This window comes from Terriglobia bacterium, from assembly GCA_035712365.1.
In the GTDB taxonomy this organism is placed as follows: domain Bacteria; phylum Acidobacteriota; class Terriglobia; order UBA7540; family UBA7540; genus SCRD01.
In genome coordinates this window covers 1-19769 of the sequence record DASTAW010000060.1, presented here as the reverse complement: position 1 = coordinate 19769, position 19769 = coordinate 1, and the positions used below count along the sequence as shown (strand labels likewise).

The following is a 19769-nucleotide window of genomic DNA, read 5'->3' as shown; positions in this document are numbered from 1 at the left end:
GGTATCCAGAAAGAGACGGAAGCTTACCGGCACCCGCAGTGCTCCGCCTGCTTCATCAACTCGGTTCAGGATAATCTCGACAGCATTCTGCGGCTCGCACGAACCGAAGGCATGCTTTTCAAATGGGGATCGGGAACAGGGACGAATCTGTCGCCACTGCGCTCGTCGGTAGAAACGCTTTCGGGCGGCGGCATCGCATCCGGTCCGCTATCGTTTATGAAAGGCTACGACGCCTTCGCCGGTGTCATCAAGTCCGGCGGAAAGACACGGCGCGCAGCCAAGATGGTGATCCTCAATATCGACCACCCGGACATCGTCGATTTCATCGAGTGCAAGGCGAAGGAAGAGCGCAAGGCATGGGCACTGGTGGATGCGGGATACGATCCGGCGCTTGACGGCGAGGCCTACAGCTCCATCTTTTTCCAGAACGCCAACAACAGTGTTCGCGTTACGGATGACTTTATGGAGGCGGTGGTCGAAGACAAGGATTGGGTGACCCGCCGCGTTACTACTCGCGAACCCATCGCTTCCTATCGCGCGCGCGATCTGATGCACAAGCTTGCGGAATCCGCCTGGCAGTGTGGCGACCCGGGCATGCAGTTTGACACCACGGTGAACAGGTGGCATACGTCAAAGACCACCGGGCGCATCAACGCCTCCAATCCCTGCAGCGAGTATATGTTCCTGGACGATTCTGCCTGCAACCTGGCCTCTCTGAACCTGATGAAATTTGTGACACCGGACCTGAAGTTCGACGGGAAAGCTTTCCAGCATGCAGTGGATGTGATGATCACGGCGCAAGAAATCCTGGTGGACAATGCCAGCTATCCCACTCAAAGAATCGCTGAAAACTCGCACAACTTCCGGCCGCTGGGTCTCGGTTATGCCAATCTGGGCGCGTTGCTGATGGCCAACGGTCTGCCCTACGACTCCGACGGAGGGCGCGACTTTGCCGCGGCGATCACGGCCCTGATGCACGGCCAGGCCTACCTGACGTCTTCGCGCATCGCGGCGGAAACCGGGGTGTGCCAGGGGTATGAGGACAACCGGGATTCCTTCCTGGAAGTGATCTCCACGCACCGGAATGCCCTGCAGAACATCAATTCGCGCAACGTTCCGGAGCGCCTTATGGAAGCCTGCCGCGAAGTGTGGGATGAATGCATGGCCAGCGGCGTGAGGCATGGTTATCGCAATGCGCAGGTTACGGTGCTCGCCCCGACGGGAACGATCGGCTTCATGATGGATTGTGACACCACCGGCGTCGAGCCGGACCTGGCGCTGGTGAAATACAAGAAGCTGGTCGGCGGCGGCCTCATCAAGATCGTCAACAACATTGTGCCCATGGCCCTGCTCAAGCTTGGCTATACGGAACAGCAGGCGTCGGAAATTGTGAATTACATTGACCAGAACGGCACCATCGAGGGTGCGCCGCACCTGAAGGGTGAACACCTGGCGGTGTTTGACTGTTCGTTGAAACCGGCGAAGGGCAAGCGCTCCATCCATTATATGGGGCACATCCGCATGATGGCGGCGGTGCAGCCCTTCATCTCCGGCGCCATCTCCAAAACCGTGAACCTGCCCGAGGAGTCCACCGTCGAGGACATCGAGAAGGCTTACATCGAGGCCTGGCGACTGGGGCTCAAGGCCATCGCCGTCTACCGGAACGGTTCCAAGCGCAGCCAGCCTTTGAACACCTCCGACGCGAAGCGGGAAAAGGTCCAGCCATCCGCCGGAGAGGCAGAAGAGGTCCAGGCTGTCGCTCCCGAGGGCAAGCCGTTCCGGCACAAACTTTCGGATGAGCGCCGCGCCATCACGCACAAGTTCTCAGTGGGCGGGCACGAAGGTTACCTGACCGTTGGACTCTATGAGAACGGTCAGCCGGGCGAAATTTTCATCACCATGGCCAAGGAGGGGTCTACCGTTTCAGGGCTGATGGACTCCTTCGCCACTGCGGTTTCACTGGCCCTCCAGTACGGCGTGCCGCTAAAGGTCCTGTGTGACAAGTTCAGCCACACGCGGTTTGAGCCGAGCGGCTGGACCCCGCATCCGGAAATCCGTTATGCCAAGTCTGTGATGGATTACATATTCCGGTGGCTTGCCTGGAAGTTCCTGCCCAGGGACGCGCAGCCTCGGGAAAACACCAGTATCGAGACGATAAACGGCAAAGACACCACCAAAGCCGCCGATCTGGCTCAAAAGTTTTCTCGTGCTGTGGCAGGAACTTCCCCGGCCGCCGGCGCCGGCCAGGCTGGACTGGCCGGCGTGGAATCCACGGTTGATGATGCGCCTTCCTGTGCGGATTGCGGCGCCATCATGGTGCGCAACGGCGCCTGCTACCGTTGCATGAACTGCGGCTCGACCAGCGGTTGTTCGTAACCGTTTTGGTGGCAAGCCAGTCTGACCGCCCTGTTTGGCGGTTGCTGGCTCGCGTTGAAATCCAGTCCAGCCGGTTTTCCAGCAAATGCGGTTTGACTGCCTTAACCTATAGAAATGCATTGATGCTGAGTAAAGGTAATTCATTGTTGACAAAGGAGGTTCGGTCGTATATAGATAAAGGTGCTGCGCGTCGGGGTCCCTTCGGGGCGCGGGAAGCGGAGTCAGCGGAAGCTCAAATGCGACAGTGGAAAAGACCGGCGCGGGCGACAGACCGTTCCATGGCTATTTCTTGAGGCAGTGGGTGGCACGGTCTGGTTGCCCTGAGGCAGCACATGCGCGCGATTGGGTGTGGGGCGTTTTGTCCTAAACTCCTACGGAGGGAGTATGCCGCTCATGTCCGGTGGGTCCTCAAAGAGGCTGTCGCTTCAGGCCAAGGAGATTTTGGATGCGGCCAAAGGCCGCGGCGAAGTCTACCTGCTGCGAAGCTCAACAACTAAGAACTGGGTTGCTTCCGGCCCTCACCACTTCCTTGATCACAGGAACCCCAAGGTCACAGCTGCTTATCTGAAAGGTTTCCACGAACTGCAATCCAAAGGTCTCCTGGTGCATGATTCGGGAAACCATTACAAGCTGGCCGTCGAAGTGTCCGAAGTGGGAGAGTGGCTGAAGAATTAAGAAACGGGGTGCTTCCGTTTCTCCGCAATTTCCCTGGCACTGCGCAAGATGGCGTGGTAGGCCGAAAGTCAATCCTGGAGTTGTGGAGCACAGGCAACCTTTGAAAAGTTTTTCGATTCGAACCCAAGTGAGTTGATGACGGGCTGCTTCGGGAGCGAGGCAGCCCGTTTCTATTTTGGGAGGACCCATGGACGTCAGCGAGGCATTGAGGGCGATCTGCAGCACGGGAGAAGGATATTGCTGGTATTGTGACTGCAAACTTCCCGAAGAGGAAAAGGCCATCAGTACGGGCTGGGACGTCAAGCGAATCGAGGGCGAGCGCGTCGCCAGCATCATTCTCGTTTGTCCGTCCTGCGGAAAGCTTAGATCTGAACTGGGTGAAGAGGGGTTGTTGCGGGACTTGGCTCTCCGTATGGAGCGATTGTCCTGTTAGCGTTTGAACACCTAAGGAATTTTCGGTAGCAAAGGCGGGTTTATTCCGAATTCAAATTGACAGCCGTCGTGCGGCCCGCTGTGCATTGCAGGGGAGAAACCTCCCCGTAGGAGGCTATACCGCACAGCCTCCACTGCAATGGCCATGTTCCTCCTCTGGGCACTCTGCGGCCGGCGGGCGCGCCTCCGGTGTTGGATAGGTAACTTATGCCAGGCAAGAGAATCAAGGACTATTTCATCCGGCAGGCACGAATGCTAGTGGAGAATTCCGCCCGAGATACCCAGGGTTTCGCCGCTTATTTTTCAGACCGCGAACCGAGGGACGAGGAAATTCTGGGGCTGATTGCGGTCACCGTCCTCCTGAGCGGCAAGTATCACCTTGCAGACCACTATCCCACTCCCGCTGAGGCCCTGGCGGCGCTTTCTTCCGCCGATCGAAGGGAAATCTGCAGGGAATTCCGCCTTCAACTGAAAGCAACCCAACGCCAGGGCCTGCTGGTCTAATCTACCAGCGTGGGTGGGAGCTGGGAGCTCTGTGCCGCCGGTGTGGCCCTTTTGCGTCAGGGACTCGACATCGCGTTTCCGTGCCAAGCCTGCGGCAGAATCCGGGAGCCTCTGTCGGTGCTGGTCCGCGCAGACAGGCTAATGGGTCAACCCCAGCAGTGACCCGGTATGCCTGGCGATCATCAGTTCTTCATTCGTGGGAATTACCCAGACGGAGACTCTGCTTCGGGGAGTGGAAATCCGAGCGCCCCTGTTTGCGTTCGCCTGCTCGTCCAGTTCCAAGCCGAGCCATGATGAAGCTTCGCAAATCCTTCGCCTGATTTCAGGGGAGTTCTCGCCGATGCCGGCGGTGAAGACCAGCCCCTCGACGCCACCCAGGACGGCAGCCATGGCGCCGATTTCCTTCGCCGCGCGGTATACAAAATAGGCAACCGCCAGTTGGGCTGCCGGCTCACTTGCAGCCAGCAGATCACGCATGTCGCTGCTGACGCCTGATATCCCCAGCAGGCCGGATTTCTCGTAAAGAATCGTCTCAACTTCTTTGGCAGAGAGCCCCAGAGCCTGAAACAAATACAGCACCGCCCCTGGATCCAGCGAACCTGGCCTCGTTCCCATGCAAAGTCCATCGAGCGCCGTGAATCCGAAGGTGTTGTCGATACTCTTGCCATCTCGCAGAGCACACAGGCTCGCGCCGTTCCCCAGATGTGCCACGATCACGCGACCGCTGGCAATCTGCGGGGCCACCTCGGGCAAAACGGAAGCAATGTATTCGTATGACAAGCCATGGAAGCCATATCGCTGCAGCCCTGACTGGCAGATTTCTCTGGGCAACGGAACCAGTTCCGCGACCTGCGGCCTGCCCAGATGAAAGCTTGTGTCGAAGCAGGCGACCTGCGGAACGCCGGGCAATCGCGCAGAGACTGCTTCGATGGCTGCGAGGTTGTGCGGCTGGTGCAAAGGGGCAAGCGGTACGAACTGATAGAGCTCCTTTAGGATCTGGGGCGATACCACTACGGGTTGCGCAAAGCGTGTGCCGCCATGAACAACGCGGTGGCCCACACCGAGGACACTAGTGCCGGCCCATTTGGACTGGACCAGGCCAACCAGAGAACCAATGGCGGCCTGTCCGTCCCGGACCGTGTCCTCCAGATAGATGTCGGCGAGGACTTCGCCGTGGCCGTCCTTCGCCGAGAGATGGGGTGACGTCCCAATGTCCTCGATTTCGCCGCGCGCGAGGATCTCCCATTGTTTCTTGTCCTTCAACAGGAAAACGCAAAACTTCAGGCTCGACGAGCCTACGTTCAGAACAAGCGCATTACCGTCCATATGAATTCATTAATCGACTTTCCACGGCCTGATGCTCTTCTGCATCCAGATAGGGATCCTCCTGGATGGCTTGCCGAACTGATTCACTGCGTTGCATAGCCCCCTTAAAGTTAGAACAACTCTTAGACGGTGCCTTCCGTATAGCCAACAACTCAAGACTTTGCCTTCAGCGCGCAATTTGATTTCGCGGCTTGGACTATTTCTGTCCTCGCATCAACGGAGTGAAAGTAACGCCGACCAGTAATCCTTCCGGTGAGATAAAACGACTGACGATTTGGCCCCATGGCTCTTTCTTGTTCCTGATGAGCATTCGATACCCTTGGGATTGAAGCTCCGTTGTTGCTTTGTCGACGCTCTCAACGTCAAACTCAAGCCACGCTTGTGGCGCAGGAATATCGCTAGGCCAGGCATCTTTGCCAAAACATGATTGCGCTGCCTGAGAAAGCGGCCACAGGGCAAAAGTTTTTGCTCCCTTAATAGCTTCGGTATGAAGATAGCCGTCGCTCTCCTCTTTGAAGGGAATGCCGAGGAGTTCGCTGTAGAGTTTGCGACTTGTGGCTGTCTCGCGCACGATTGGACCGAACCCAGCGATGAATAAAACCTTTATATTTTGAGGACCCTGCACGGCTTCTCCTCCTTCTGAAATGAAAGCGGCAATGCTCGCCGCCTTTATCTATGCGAAGAGATCTCTTCGAGTCTTGGACTATATCGTGTGAGAGTTCCCGCATGCAACCCGGTTTCTTTGTAGAAACCGATTCCACCCTTTTGCCGTTTTAGCTTGTATTCGAACTTCCGAGCCTCAGTGCAGTTTGGAAATTCCCGGCTGTACACCAGCGTCCAGGGGCGGTAACGAGACGTCCAGCGGGACAGTCCGTTATTGTGTTGTTCCAGTCGATGAGTGACGGATTCCGAAATACCAATGTAAAATCGCCGTCAGGCGGAACTCCAGAGAACGTAAACGCTGTAAGGCTTACTACTGACGCGGGACATTGGAATAGGTTTGGTTGCGGGGGCTGGATTTGAACCAGCGACCTTTGGGTTATGCGATCTGACTCAGCTTTCGCTGAGAGTCGGACTGTACCTTCATCCCGCGAAGCGGGATGCTCGCCGTCCAGTCTCTACGCCTTCCCCGGATTCCTGGGGCTTGGTTCGGTATTGCCGTATCCCGCATAGCAGGACTTAGGTTTCACCGACTTTGACGAGTGATCTTCCCGCACATTACTGTGCGGACGCCCAATTTGCCAGGCGCGATTTGAACCACGATCCCGCCCGGCGGGAGTTTGAGCCCAACGAGCTACCAGACTGCTCCACCCCGCACAAATATGATACCCGAGCGCGCGCCGAACTGACAACCACTTTCTGTAGTGCTTGCCAAAATTTGTTATCTAGAGTATTTATAAATCGGTTGCATAAAATTGCATGGACAAGCTCTACCGCCGTACTCAAATCATGGACTTGCTGAGAAGGGGGCACGTTGCAACCCAGGCGGAGTTGTGTGAAAAGCTTTCCCGCCGAGGCATCGAGGTGACGCAGGCCACTGTTTCGCGCGATATCGAGGAATTGGGTCTGGTCAAAACCCGCAACGGCTATCGTATGCCGGGACCTCCTGCGTCGCCCAAGCTTTCCCAGCCGGCATTGCCGGTCATCCTGAAGGAATTTTTGTGGGAAGTGCGCAAAGCCGGCAATCTGGTGGTGATCAAGACCCATCCGGGGAACGCCCACTCGGTGGCCGCGGCCCTCGACGCCGAACAGTGGCCTGAAGTTGTGGGGACCGTGGCCGGAGACGATACGATTTTTATTGCGACGGGCAGCACGCAGCATGCCGTGCATATCCGAAAAAAAATCCTCGAACTTCTTGGCCCATGAAGGGCGGCAGCGGTTCCCGCCGGATTTGCGCCTCCGAACAGGAAAAATACAATAGAGAAAGGAAATCATAAGAGTGTCTGGAAATTCATCGAGAAAAGTTAAAAAGGTTGTCCTCGCGTATTCCGGAGGATTGGATACATCCATCATCATTCCATGGCTTCGCGAGAATTACGGCTGCGAAGTCATCGCCATGGTTGGCGACGTAGGGCAGGGTGACGACTACAAGGCATTGCGCGCGAAGGCGCTGAAGAGCGGAGCCTCGCAGGTGTTTGTGGAAGATCTGCGGGAGGAATTCATTACCGGCTACTTGTGGAAAGCGCTCCAGGCCGGCGCCATTTATGAAGGCAAGTATCTGCTGGGGACCTCGCTGGCACGCCCGATCCTGGCCAAGCGGCAGGTGGAAATCGCGCTTCAAACGGGCGCAGACGCCCTGGCGCACGGCTGCACTGGCAAGGGGAACGACCAGGTTCGGTTTGAGCTGACTTTCAAGGCGCTCGCTCCCAACCTGCGCGTGATCGCTCCCTGGCGCGAGTGGTCGATTGTTTCGCGTGAAGACGCGCTCGAGTATGCGCGCAAGCACAAGGTTCCCGTGCCCGTCACCAAAAAGGACCTTTACAGCCGTGATGAAAATCTCTGGCATCTGAGCCACGAAGGCGGTCCACTCGAGACCGTGCTGGGCGAGCCTCCGGAGGACGCCTGGAAGCTGACCGTCAGCCCGCTGCGGGCTCCTGACCGTGAGACTAAACTGACGATTGGCTTCAAGGCGGGGGCGCCCGTGTCAGTGGACGGCGAGAAGCTGAGGCCGATCGACCTGATGAAAAAGCTGAACAGGGTTGCTGGAATGAACGGTGTCGGCCGCACGGACCTTGTGGAGAACCGCCTTGTGGGTATGAAGTCCCACGGTGCTTATGAGACGCCTGCCGGAGAAGTTCTCCATGCAGCGCACCACGAGCTTGACGCTCTGTGCCTCGATCGCGAGACTTTCCACTACAAGCAGCATGTGGCACTCCGCTATGCTGAGCTTGTTTATTACGGACAGTGGTTCACTCCGCTCCGCGAAGCCCTGCAAAACTTTGTGGACACGACTCAGAAAAACGTCACGGGTGAAGTCACCCTGGGACTTTACAAGGGGAACGTGCGCGTTCTGGACCGCCGTTCGCCTTACTCCCTTTATAACCCGAGTGTTGCCGCCTTCACGATGGGCGCGGATTACAACCAGAAGGATGCCGAGGGCTTCATCAACATCCTGGGCCTTCCCACCAGGCTGGCCGCACTGGCGTTGCGGGATCGAAAGCAGAGCGGTTCGAAAAGTCCCTCCGGGAGAAAGAAATGAAGCTCTGGGGCGGGCGGTTTGAAGGCCGGCGCGATCCGAAGTTTGAGAAATTTTCGGAGTCGTTCTCGGTTGATCGGCGACTGATTGCCTACGACCTACGAGTCAACAACGCGTACGTCCGGGAACTTGGGCGCGTGCGAGTGCTGACCCGGAACGAGGTGTCAGCTTTGACGCGCGGACTGGATGCGATTGCCCGCTACGTCAAGCAGAATCCCCGCTGGGCCGCTAAGCAGGAGAGCGAAGACGTCCATAGCTGGGTCGAGGCCCGGCTCGAAAAAGAAATCGGGCCTGTGGCCGGAAAACTTCGGACGGGACGCAGCCGCAATGATCTTGTCGCCACAGAGACGCGGCTGTATGCGAAGGATGCCATTCACGAACTCCAGAAGAACGCGGCAGGCGTCCTGGAATCGCTGCTTCAGCAGGCGCGGGCAAACAAGTCGGCGATCCTGCCTGGGTATACACACCTGCAGCCTGCTCAACCGGTCCTGTTTGCGCATTATCTGCTCGCTTACTTCGAAATGTTGATGCGCGATATCGAGCGCCTGCACGAATGCTTTCGTCGCCTTGACGAACTTCCCATGGGCGCGGGTGCGCTGGCCGGCTCCGCTTTTCCCATTGACCGCGCACGGCTGGCGCGCGAACTGGGATTTGCCCGCGTCGCACAGAACAGCCTGGACGTAACTTCCGACCGCGACTTTGTCTGTGATCTGCTGTTTGCGTGCTCGATGATTCTGATTCACCTCAGCAGGCTATCGGAGGATTTCATCCTCTACTCGACTCCGGCCATGGGCTTCGTCGAGCTGCATGACGCCTATGCTACTGGCAGCAGCCTGATGCCCCAGAAGAAGAACGCCGACACGCTGGAACTGATTCGGGGCAAAGCCGCGCGGGTTCTGGGCGGACTCACGTCTATGCTCTCATTGCTGAAGGGCCTTCCCCTGGCATACGATCGCGACCTTCAGGAAGATAAGGAAGTGCTGTTTGACGCGGTTGACACCACCTCTGATTGCCTGGTCCTGGCCGGGCGCGTCGTCGCAACGTTGAGCGTCCGTGCTGACAGGATGCTCGAGGCCACTGCGCTGGGTTTCCTGACTGCCACGGAAATAGCGGACGCCCTGGTTCATCGGGGTATCGCTTTCGCCCTGGCGCATGAACAGGTCGGAAAGCTCGTCAGATACTGCGTGGATGAAAACAAAATCTTTGCCGACCTCACACTGGAGGAAGGGCGACGCGTTGTTCCCTCGTGGGACAAAGCGTTGGCCAAGACGGCGGTATCAGCCGAATTGTCGGTTCGCAGAAAGAAGACGATTGGGGGAACGGCGCCCAGCCAGGTTGCAAGGCAGATGGCCAACGCAAATCGCTCGCTCAACCGGCTTAGGAAGCACCTTCCAAACGGGCGACCCAGCCGAGGCGCATAAAATCTTCTCTAGGAAGCCTCGGCCTGCAAGTGAGGCGCCTGCCGGTCTGTTCCAAATGGGAGTGTGAATCACGGAGCTATTCAAAGACGCGCCGAATTCTTGCTCCGAGGCGGACTAGCTTTTCCTCGATCCTCTCATACCCTCGATCGATGTGATAGACGCGATCGATCAAGGTTTCACCCTGCGCTGCCAGCCCTGCCAGCACCAGAGAGGCGCTGGCGCGAAGATCGGAAGCCTGCACTTTGGCCCCGCTCAGGGGCGTTTTGCCTCGAACCACGGCTCGCCGGCCATTTACCGCGATGTCGGCGCCCATCCGTAACAGTTCCTGGGCATGGAGATAGCGGTTTTCGAAGATCGTTTCGGTAATAAGGGAAGATCCCTCGGCCTGGGTCATCAGGGCCATATATTGGGCCTGCATATCTGTGGCGAACCCGGGGTATTCCTTCGTGGTCACGTCAATGGCTTGAATTACCTGGCCTGCCGAAACTTCCAGTTTTCCCGGGCCGGGTTCACGAATCTGAGCTCCCGCTTCAGAGAGTTTATTGATGACGGCGGTGAGGTGGGAGGGATTGACACGGTCGAGCACCAGATGGCCACCCGTGATCGCGGCCGCCGCCAGAAAAGTTCCGGCCTCAATCCGGTCGGGGATGATCTCGTGTTCGGCGCCGTGCATCCGGTCCACTCCCCGAATACGAATTTCGTCCGTTCCCGAACCTTCGATCCTGGCGCCCATCTTGATCAATAAATCGGCAAGGTTAACCACCTCCGGTTCCCGTGCCGCGTTTTCAAGCACCGTTTCACCCTCTCCGAGTGCGGCGGCCATCATCAAGTTTTCGGTTCCGGTTACCGAGACCACATCAAAAGTGAAAACAGACCCACGCAGGCGGTCAGAACGGGCTTCGATGTAACCGTGCTCAATCCGGATCGATGCGCCCAGCTTCTCCAGGCCCCTGATGTGAAGATTGACGGGGCGCGCTCCGATGGCGCAGCCACCCGGCAGAGAAACGCGCGCCTGCCCAAAGCGGGCCACCAGAGGTCCCAGAACAAGAATCGAAGCCCGCATTTGTTTGACGAGCTCGTAAGGCGCCATTGGGTTGAGCAAACGGCGTGTCTCAATTTCGATACGATTGCCGTGTTCCTCATGAGTGACAGAGGAATCAACGCCCAGCTCGTCCATCAGGCTGCGCATTGTGCCGATATCACGAACTCGCGGCACATTGCGGAGGACAATCCGGTCCTCGGTCAGCAGAGCTGCCGCCATGGCGGGAAGGGCGGCGTTTTTTGCACCACTGATGGTTACCTCGCCTTCGAGTGGACGACCTCCCGTAATCAGGAACTTATCCATATTGGTTTCCAGGCCCAGGTGGCTGATCTAGAGCACGGGCCGGCCCCGGACGTACGTTTGCGTGACGTAAAACTGCTGGTCAAGGACTGCCAGATCGGCGTCGGCCCTGGGAGCAATCACGCCTTTCTGATTTTCGAGTCCCAGAATGCCGGCTGGATTACTGGTCACGCAGGGCAGGCATCGCTGGTAGCTGAGCCCCGTATAGGCCGAGAGATTGCGCAAAGCGGCGTCGAGCATAATGGTGCCGCCTGCCAGGTTCCCCTCGACCGTCCGGCACACGCCGCCCGCCACGTGTACCGTAAAGTTTCCCAGGCGGTAGTTGCCGTCGGGCATGCCGGCGCCGCTCAGGCTGTCGCTCACCAGGATCAGCCGCTCAACCCCTTTCGACCTCACCAGCACGCGGATGGCTGTGGGTTCCACGTGAATGCCATCGCATATCAGTTCCGCGCTGACGCGATCGTCCGTCAGCACGGCGCCAATGATTCCTGAGTCGCGATGCGTGAAGGGACGCATGGCATTAAAAAAATGGACGGCGTGAGTGGCCCCGGCTTCGATGGCGCGCTTCGCTTCCTCATAAGTGGCATTTGAATGCCCGATGCCGACCTTCAGTCCTTTGCTGCGCGCAAATTCGAGGACTGCGAGAGCGCCTTCCAGCTCCGGCGCCAGCGTCAGAAGACGCACCGTGCCGTCGGCGGCCTCGAGAAACCTGGCCAGTAATTCGGTGGAAGGCTTCTGGATCTGCGATGCGGGGTGCGCGCCGCGGCGCTTGATGTTGAGGAACGGGCCCTCGAGATGGATGCACAGCGGCTGGGCCCCGGTTATGTTGTCCGAAACCACGTGGGAACTGTTGGAGGCCCGTATGATTTCACTCAGACCCTTGGCTGCATTCAGCGTTCTATCCAGGCTCGCCGCAACGGTGGTGGCCGCATAGGAAGTTGTTCCGTGGCGCGCCAGGTACTTTCCCACGGCCGCAACGGCTTCGGGAGTTGCTTCCATCAAGTCGTGTCCCACCGCGCCGTGAATGTGGATGTCAATGAATCCCGGAACGACCGTGCGGTCCTGATAATCGATCACCGCCGCGCCCTGCGGGACCTTCACCTGCTCGCGCGGCCCGACTTTTGCGATTCGGTGCCCTTCAACCAGGATTACGCCATTGTGGATCTCTTCTGCCGGAGTATATATGGTCCCGGCCATAATGGCTTTGACGGCCTTCATGACTTCCCCCTGGGGGATTTCTTGCTATGAGCGCGTGCCTGCTCCTCAAGATATTCTGTTCGTACCTTCCGAAGCGCCAGAGCCGTGTTGGGCTGTCGTTTGAGAATGCCGAGGGCCTGAGCCCTGGGGACGCTTTTCCAGATCATCAGCAGGGCTGCGGGAAGATTTGAACCTGAGGCCTTCATCGCCCGTGCGGCCGTTGCGTCATCGACTCCTGTGGCCTTAACCACGATCGAGCGTCCGCGCCCCCGGAGTTTTTCATTCTTCATCTCCATGTGGACCATCAGCCCTGAGAAAACGCGGCCCAGCTTCACCATTGTGGCTGTGGAAAGCATATTCAGGATGAGTTTCTGGGCCGACCCCGCCTTCAGGCGGGTCGATCCTGCAATCACCTCGGGGCCAACGTTAACCGCAATTTCAACATCGACGAACTTCCGCATGGGAGAATCAGGGTTGGCCGTTATGCCCACGGTTGCAGCGCCTTGCTGTTTCGCATACCGCAACCCCTCGAGGGTGTAAGGCGTACGTCCGCTTGCTGCGATTCCCACCAGAATATCTCGCTTGCGCAGGCTGATGCGCTTGAGGTCCCTTCGCGCGCTGGCGCGATCGTCCTCAACGCCCTCGCCAGCCTTGAACATGGCCGTTGGGCCACCTGCCAGAACGGCCACCACCTTGTCCGTGCCAAATGTCGGGCGGCACTCCGATGCATCCAGCACTCCAAGCCGGCCGCTGGTTCCAGCCCCCAGATACACCAGCCGTCCTCCAGTGGACAGCGCCTTAACCGCCAGGTCAACGGCGCGGGCGATTTGCGGCAACGCTTTGCCGACCGCCACCGCAACCTTGCGGTCTTCGCGGTTCATCAGGTCAAGAATTTCGCGTGTTGTTCTGGTGTCCAGGGAACCTGCTTCGGGATTCTCCCTTTCGGTGACACGCTCTTTTGATGGGTTCTTCATTCAGGCGATCTGCAGGGGCCTTGCATCTGAAGCTTCGGCTGCTTGGCCGCTCCGAACATCTGCCGCGGGACTTCGCTGTCCACATCGTGCCAATCCGGGGAATCGAATCTTTAATTGACACGAACCCCTGAGTTTATAGCAAAATGCTCTGCTTGATGAATAAATTGTCTGGGAGTATGGAATGCAACCAATTCGTAATTTCAAAGTCCTTCTGCTAGCTGTGGCGCTTGTTGTCCCTGCGGTTAATGCCGCACAGGTCCGCCGCCGAGTCCCTGCCAGCGGGTCGACAGCCATAGCAGCGCGTCTCGCGCAGTTGCCTGACGTAGTTGAAAAGGCCATGCACGAGGGCAAGACACCTGGGGCCGTCATTCTGGTGGGCCATAGCGGCAGCATTGTTTACCGGCGCGCGATTGGGTATCGGCGCCTGGTCCCGAGAAAGCTCCCGATGTATATGGACACCATGTTTGACATGGCCTCCTGCACCAAAATTGTGGTCACCACCACGGCCATTATGCAGTTGTTCGAGCAGGGCAAGGTCCGCCTGGACGACCCCGTTTCCGAATACTGGCCGGAGTTTGCGGCCAACGGCAAGCAGGACATCACGGTACGCGAACTTATGACGCACTATTCCGGACTGCCGCCCGATCTGGACCTGAGCTACGACTGGTCCGGCTACGACACCGCCATGCGGATGATTGTTGATACCGCGCCGATCTTGCCGCCCGGAACGCGCTTCCTGTACAGCGACATCAACTTCGAGACGCTGGGAGAGCTTGTCCATCGCATTTCCGGCGAGCCGCTCAATGTCTATTGCGAACAGCATATTTTCAAGCCCCTTGGGATGACCAGCACCATGTTCATTCCTCCCGCGACGTTGCGTTATCGCATCGCTCCCACTCAGCACGTGGACGGCGACACGGGCCCCATCCTGTGGGGTGAAGTTCACGATCCCACGGCCCGGCGGATGGGCGGAGTGGCGGGACATGCCGGGTTGTTTTCTAACGCCCGCGATCTCTCAATTTTCTGCCAGATGCTTCTGAACGGCGGAATCTACCATGGCGTGCGCATCCTGAGCCGCCTGACCGTGGAAAAGATGACAACCCCACAATCACCGGTTGACCAGATGGCGGTACGCGGGCTCGGCTGGGATATTGCTTCACCTTTTGCTTCGAATCGCGGCGAGCTTTTTCCGGTGGGATCGTTTGGCCACACCGGGTTTACAGGCCCGTCGATCTGGATTGATCCCGTTACGCAGACGTACGTGGTATTCCTTGCCAACCGCGTCCATCCGAACGGCACAGGCGACGTAGTGGCGCTCCGTTCGATGATTGACACGGCGATTGCAGCCGCGCTGGGTCCGACCTCAGACCGGCAGGTCCTGGCCTCCCGCAGGTCGCTGACAGGCTATTACGAGTTGATGCGGAGTTACAGGGTCAGCGGCTTGCGGAACGGGCGCGTGCTGACAGGGATCGATATGCTCGAGAGGGAAGACTTTGCGCCACTGAAAGGCCTGCGCGTCGGCCTGATTACCAACGAGACCGGCGTGGATTCCGAAGGACGGCGGACGATTGATCTTCTCAACCATGCGCCCGGCGTCCAGCTCAAGGCCATCTTCAGCCCGGAGCATGGCCTTTGGGGCAAGGAGGACAGCGCCGTGGCCTCCAGCAGGGAGCCGGTCACTGGGTTGCCGGTTTACAGCCTTTATGGCGAGTCGCGCCGGCCCACCGCCCAAATGCTCCAGGGGCTGGATGCCCTGGTCTTCGACATTCAGGATGTCGGCGTGCGCTTTTATACTTACATCACGACCATGGCGTATGCCATGGAAGAGGCCGCAAAATCCCACCTGGCTTTTTACGTTCTGGACCGCCCCAACCCGATTGGAGGATCGATTGTGCAGGGTCCGATCCTCGATTCGGACTTGCGATCGTTCGTCGGCTACTACCCGCTGCCTGTTCGCTACGGCATGACAATGGGGGAACTGGCCGAAATGTTCAATGCCGAAGAGCACCTGGGCGCAAATCTGCACGTCATCAAGATGCAGGGCTGGGAGCGGACCGACTGGCTTGACGAAACGGGTCTGAAGTGGATGAACCCGTCGCCCAACCTGCGCTCACTGGCCGAAACCATTCTCTATCCCGGGGTCGGGATGGTTGAGGGAGCCAACATCAGCGTCGGCCGCGGTACCGATACGCCCTTTGAACTCCTGGGAGCGCCCTGGATCGACGGAAAGTGGCTGGCGGTTTATCTGAATGCCCGCGATATTCAGGGGGTGCGGTTTCTTCCGGTGGACTTCACGCCGCAGAGCAGCAAGTTCGCAGGCCAGGTGTGCCACGGTGTTCAAATCTATCTGGTGGACCGCCAGGCGCTCGACTCCACGGAACTGGGCATTGAGCTGGCTTCCGCGCTTCACCAGCTTTTTCCAAAACAATTTGAATTGGACAAAACTCTTCCCCTGATCGGCTCACGATGGGTGGTTGACGACATCGGGAACGACTTTGATCCAACCCGGATTGAGTACCTGTGGCAAGAGCCCCTGATGACATTCCGAAAAATGCGCGCGAAGTACCTGATCTACGGAGAGGCAGGGTTGCCGCAGGAAAACCACTAAGTTGGACACTGCGCCTTATGAAGCTGTAAACGCCAGCCTCCCGGCGCGTGTTATCCATCAAGCGCATATAGGGCTAATTACCTGTAATGATAGGGTGAAAGCTGGTATTGACCCTGCGGGAAACCGTGATATGCTTCTCTCCTGCGCTTAAACCGTCCTCGCTAAAGTTCATCGACAGCCATCCAGGACGGGGGAGGGTGAAGTGAGAGAGAGGAAGTACATGGTTGCCGCCCTCGCGGCCGTAGGCCTGCTTGTTTTTGCGGCGCCATCTGCCTGGGCAAAAAAGAAACACGAATCGGTCAATCCGGACGATCCGACATACAGACTTTATCAACTGCTGAATGATTCTTCAGGAGGTAAGCTGACAGATTATTATCTGCTGGCGAACCTTTATCCCGATCCTCTGGACCCATCGAACGAACTGCAGCGGGTGATTTGCGTTGAGTATGACAAGGACCGTTATTTTGGACGCCTCCGCATCATGGTACGAAGCGTGGGCAAATTGACCCCGGAACAATTGAAAACTTACGATGCCAGGCAGATTTATGACTTTGGAGAATCGGACAACATCAAATATGAAAAGATCAATCCGGGAGAATTAGGCGAGACGGGCGATCTTTATCTGAGGGTATCAGCAGACGGGCCGCTGACGACCGTTCCCGTTACGGACGAGGCCCGGCAGGACTACGACATGCTGATCACCAAGTACATCCTTCCGGCCCTGCAGAAGAAGTAGAATTGATTTCGTATGGGCCCGGTGCGGAGTCCCGGAGCGTTCGCCTTCACCGTGCCTGCGCCCACAGATGTTGAAACTCCCCCTCGTAGCGAGTTGAGACTTCAGGATCGCGAATGAACACGGCGTTTTCAAAGTTGTAACTGGTGGCGCTTGTGGTCCAATTGTAACTCCCCGTTTCAGCAAGCTCTCCGTCGAAAACTGCGAACTTGTTGTGCATCAGCGAACGTGCTCCCCGAAATCCTCCACTCAGCCGGACGGGAACTCCTTCTGACCTAAGAAAGCCGGCCTCCGAATGGCGGTCCAGAGCCTGCCCCGCGTCGGTGACGATTCTTACCCGGACCCCGCGACGGTGCGCTGCCTCGATAGCGGCGGCAATGTCGGGTTGCGTAATGCTGTAAACGGCGATGTCCAGGCTGTGCCGCGTGTGGTTGATAGCGGCGACGATGCGGTCGGCAACACGGTCGCGGTCGGAGAAGTACGGGCCCTCGATGGCGGAGTTGCCTGAGACTGCAACCGGAGCTACTGCGGGTCCCCTGGCAGATTCCTGTTGCCCGGACCCTGAAAAATAGCCGTAGGCAATCACGGCCGCAGCGATGATGGCAAACAGGGACGAGCGGCGGAACCGAAATCTTTTCATAAAACCTTCATTACTGTGGACTCGTTCCGGCCAGACCACATTGGGGCGGAAACGGAGCATGCCCAAAGCCACTCTTGCCCGAGAGCAACTTGGCTGAGGGGGCGGTACAGATCAACGTCAAAAACCCGAGGCGCGAGGGTCCTCATGGGCCTGTGCCTGGCTGGCGCGCATTGCTGTAACCATCGACCAGATGCGCGGATCTTCCATGCCCAGACGCCACGCGGCAAACCCGCGCAGCCGGTAACGCACGATCAACCCGAGCTTCTCCTGAATGCTCCTGGCATTTTCATACCACACGCTGTTCACCGTTCCGCTGTCCCTGAATTCAAACCACGGAGAGCGGTGCCTTTCGTCCCAGCGCGGTGTGAGTGACAGGCGGCTGAGCAGGGCCTGGGTTTCGGGGAAGGGCAGGGTTCGCGCCTGAAGAGTGTGTCCGTCGTCGCTCCACTCGCGGCCGTAGAGGGCGATGCCCAGCAGGAGCTTGTCCGCAGGGACGCGGCTGCTGGCGTACTCGAGCGCGTTCCGGACCCAATTGTAACCAGCGATGGGTCCGGGCTGGCCGTGCCGGCCGGAATTGTCATAAGCCATCAAAGTCAGGAAATCCACCGCGTTGGCGAGCGCTGGATAGTCGTAAGCCGCCGCCCACTGGCCGGGAACGGAATCCATGAAGCGGGGAACGACGGCTACGCTCAACATCCGCCCTTCGTGGTGGAACTCCGCTGCAGCGTCCTGGACAAACCGGGTATACAGATTGATGTCGTCAGGATTGATATTTTCGAGGTCGAGCTGGAAGCCCAGCAAATTCTCCTTCCTGGCGATCTCCGCAAGCTGGCTGATGACGGTCCTTTGCAGCGGCCGGTTGCGCAGCACCCGCGAAGCCACACGCCGGCTGAAGTCCTGATTGTAAAGCAGGGCCATGACCGGCAACCCGGCCCGTCGGGCCGCGTCCAGCGTGGGGGGCGGAATGCTTCCCTGGACGCGTCCGTTCTGGTCCAGCCAAAAGCATTGAGGCGCCAGAATAGTCATGTCCGAAGCGTGCTGTTCGATGGAGCTGAGTCCCAACATGCCTCCGGTGGTGTAGTACATGGCAAGCGGCCTTGCAGTCATCACCCGCTGGCGGACCGCCGCCAGGGTCTGATCGGCGTTCTCCTGGGCCTTTTCAGTGGTCTCCACCGCGGACTGGCCGCTCTGGTTCGAACGAGGTGGAGCGGTCAGGAATGTTACCGGGAGCAGCATCACAATCAGGGACGCAAGCACCGGTGGTATTCGATTCACGTATCGCCTCAAACAGTTTCCTCGCCAGCAGGTTTTCCGAAGAGAGTACTAGCACCGCTCCGGCTTCGTCAAGATGCGGATTTCAGGAGCGGGGATTTGCAGGGTGCTATCGCGTCGTGCTATGTCGAGAAGTCATCATGCTGGCGATCCCTCCGCCAAAAAAGGTGACCAGAGTCCCAATAACCACGTACCACGTCCATGCGATGTTGATGATTCCAAGCGCATTTCCGATAACAACCAGGATGAGCGCAGCCAGGCCGAGTACGGCCCCCGCCAGCGTGCCCCGCGAATTCGCGCGTTTGGTCAGAACGCCCAGCAAAAAGATTCCCAGCATGGCCCCGTACGGAATGGACGCGATGGTCAGCGCCAGCACCAGAACGCCCTCGTGCAGATATTGGGAGACGATGGCAATCAGAATCAGCACGGCCCCCCATAAAAGCGTCAGCGCGCGCGAGACCCGGACATAATGCTGCTGGTCCGCTTGGGGGCGGAAGAAGGGGCGGTAAAAATCCACTACCGAGCTGGAAGCCAGCGAATTGAATGCGGCGCTCAGGTTCGCCATGGCCGCCGCGATGATGGCCGCCGTTAATAACCCTGCAAGCCCCACCGGAAGTTGAGTGACGACGAACGTTGGATAGATTTTGTCCGGACGCGTGAAAGGTTGGGCCGGCGGATGAAAATGATAGAAAGCAAACAGCACCACGCCCACCACCAGGAACAGCGCAAACTGGAAAAGAATCACCACCCCGCTGGCCAGCAGCGCCCCCTGACTCTGCCGTTTGTTCCGGGCCGCCAGCAGACGCTGCACGATCAACTGATCGGTCCCGTGGCTGGCGCTGGTGAGAAATGTGCCTCCGATCAGGCCGGACCAGAACAGATAGGGCTCGTGCCAGTTGAACTGGAAATGGAGGATGGTGAACTTGCCCCCCGAAATGGCGGCGAGATGCGCCACTTCTGCCCATCCGCCCGGAACGGCCTTGACGGCCAGCAGCAAGGCGATCACGGTCCCGGCAATGTAGATGGTAAGCTGCGTGACGTCGGTCCAGATGACGGCCGTAAGCCCGCCTTCA

The 19769-nt window shown here is 58.3% G+C and carries 17 protein-coding genes; 9 read left to right on the top strand and 8 right to left on the bottom strand.

What is annotated here, in order from left to right; all coding sequences use genetic code 11:
* The 4 genes from VFQ24_18110 to VFQ24_18095 form a co-directional block, all read left to right on the top strand.
* The coding region (locus VFQ24_18110) for a vitamin B12-dependent ribonucleotide reductase (protein HET9180274.1) at positions 1–2376 on the top strand (2376 nt) is incomplete at its 5' end.
* A 384-nt stretch (positions 2377–2760) separates the two neighbouring features.
* The gene (locus VFQ24_18105; protein HET9180273.1) at positions 2761–3051 is read left to right on the top strand and encodes a hypothetical protein; all 291 of its coding nucleotides are present in this window, start codon (positions 2761–2763) and stop codon (positions 3049–3051) included.
* 187 nt (positions 3052–3238) lie between these two features.
* Complete coding sequence (locus tag VFQ24_18100; protein HET9180272.1) at positions 3239–3484, top strand: hypothetical protein; 246 nt, start codon at positions 3239–3241, stop codon at positions 3482–3484.
* A gap of 206 nt (positions 3485–3690) precedes the next feature.
* On the top strand, positions 3691–3987 hold the full coding sequence (locus VFQ24_18095; GenBank protein HET9180271.1) for a hypothetical protein: 297 nt from the start codon (positions 3691–3693) through the stop codon (positions 3985–3987).
* A gap of 138 nt (positions 3988–4125) precedes the next feature.
* On the opposite strand, the gene VFQ24_18090 is transcribed toward VFQ24_18095, so the two are convergent.
* Both VFQ24_18090 and VFQ24_18085 read right to left on the bottom strand, forming a co-directional pair.
* Entirely contained in the window at positions 4126–5313 is a 1188-nt protein-coding gene (locus VFQ24_18090; GenBank protein ID HET9180270.1) for an acetate/propionate family kinase, read from the bottom strand.
* 196 nt (positions 5314–5509) lie between these two features.
* Positions 5510–5938 carry a VOC family protein gene (locus VFQ24_18085; GenBank protein HET9180269.1) on the bottom strand — a complete coding sequence of 143 codons (429 nt, stop codon included), beginning with the start codon at positions 5936–5938 and terminating at the stop codon, positions 5510–5512.
* Positions 5939–6732: 794 nt separating this feature from the next.
* On the opposite strand from VFQ24_18085, the gene argR reads away from it, so the two are divergent.
* The 3 genes from argR to argH all read left to right on the top strand — a co-directional run bounded on the left by argR (position 6733) and on the right by argH (position 9930).
* Positions 6733–7179: an arginine repressor gene (gene argR / locus VFQ24_18080; GenBank protein ID HET9180268.1), complete on the top strand. Its 447-nt coding sequence runs from the start codon at positions 6733–6735 to the stop codon at positions 7177–7179.
* Between the two features lie 73 nt (positions 7180–7252).
* Positions 7253–8512, top strand: a complete 1260-nt coding sequence (locus VFQ24_18075; protein ID HET9180267.1) for an argininosuccinate synthase — start codon at positions 7253–7255, stop codon at positions 8510–8512.
* Complete coding sequence (argH, locus tag VFQ24_18070; GenBank protein HET9180266.1) at positions 8509–9930, top strand: argininosuccinate lyase; 1422 nt, start codon at positions 8509–8511, stop codon at positions 9928–9930. Before VFQ24_18075 ends, argH begins: the two co-directional genes overlap by 4 nt.
* A gap of 76 nt (positions 9931–10006) precedes the next feature.
* Here the strand turns inward: argH and murA are convergent, their stop codons facing one another.
* The 3 genes from murA to murQ are packed head-to-tail and all read right to left on the bottom strand — an operon-like array spanning position 10007 to position 13443.
* Positions 10007–11275 carry a UDP-N-acetylglucosamine 1-carboxyvinyltransferase gene (gene murA, locus VFQ24_18065; protein ID HET9180265.1) on the bottom strand — a complete coding sequence of 423 codons (1269 nt, stop codon included), beginning with the start codon at positions 11273–11275 and terminating at the stop codon, positions 10007–10009.
* Positions 11276–11302: 27 nt separating this feature from the next.
* Positions 11303–12490 carry an N-acetylglucosamine-6-phosphate deacetylase gene (gene nagA / locus VFQ24_18060; protein HET9180264.1) on the bottom strand — a complete coding sequence of 396 codons (1188 nt, stop codon included), beginning with the start codon at positions 12488–12490 and terminating at the stop codon, positions 11303–11305.
* Positions 12487–13443: an N-acetylmuramic acid 6-phosphate etherase gene (murQ, locus tag VFQ24_18055; protein ID HET9180263.1), complete on the bottom strand. Its 957-nt coding sequence runs from the start codon at positions 13441–13443 to the stop codon at positions 12487–12489. Before murQ ends, nagA begins: the two co-directional genes overlap by 4 nt.
* Positions 13444–13624: 181 nt before the next feature.
* Here murQ and VFQ24_18050 point away from each other — a divergent pair, with 181 nt between their 5' ends.
* Positions 13625–16051 (top strand): exo-beta-N-acetylmuramidase NamZ domain-containing protein, encoded by a 2427-nt coding sequence (locus VFQ24_18050; GenBank protein HET9180262.1) that lies wholly within the window; start codon positions 13625–13627, stop codon positions 16049–16051.
* Between the two features lie 202 nt (positions 16052–16253).
* Positions 16254–16787: a hypothetical protein gene (locus VFQ24_18045; GenBank protein HET9180261.1), complete on the top strand. Its 534-nt coding sequence runs from the start codon at positions 16254–16256 to the stop codon at positions 16785–16787.
* Positions 16788–16833: 46 nt separating this feature from the next.
* On the opposite strand, the gene VFQ24_18040 is transcribed toward VFQ24_18045, so the two are convergent.
* From VFQ24_18040 to VFQ24_18030, 3 genes are all read right to left on the bottom strand, one after another.
* A complete protein-coding gene (locus VFQ24_18040) occupies positions 16834–17424 on the bottom strand; it encodes a phospholipase D-like domain-containing protein (GenBank protein HET9180260.1) in 591 nt (196 codons plus the stop codon).
* A 117-nt stretch (positions 17425–17541) separates the two neighbouring features.
* Positions 17542–18699 (bottom strand): glycosyl hydrolase family 18 protein, encoded by a 1158-nt coding sequence (locus VFQ24_18035; protein HET9180259.1) that lies wholly within the window; start codon positions 18697–18699, stop codon positions 17542–17544.
* A gap of 106 nt (positions 18700–18805) precedes the next feature.
* The coding region (locus VFQ24_18030; protein HET9180258.1) for a sodium transporter at positions 18806–19769 on the bottom strand (964 nt) is incomplete at its 5' end.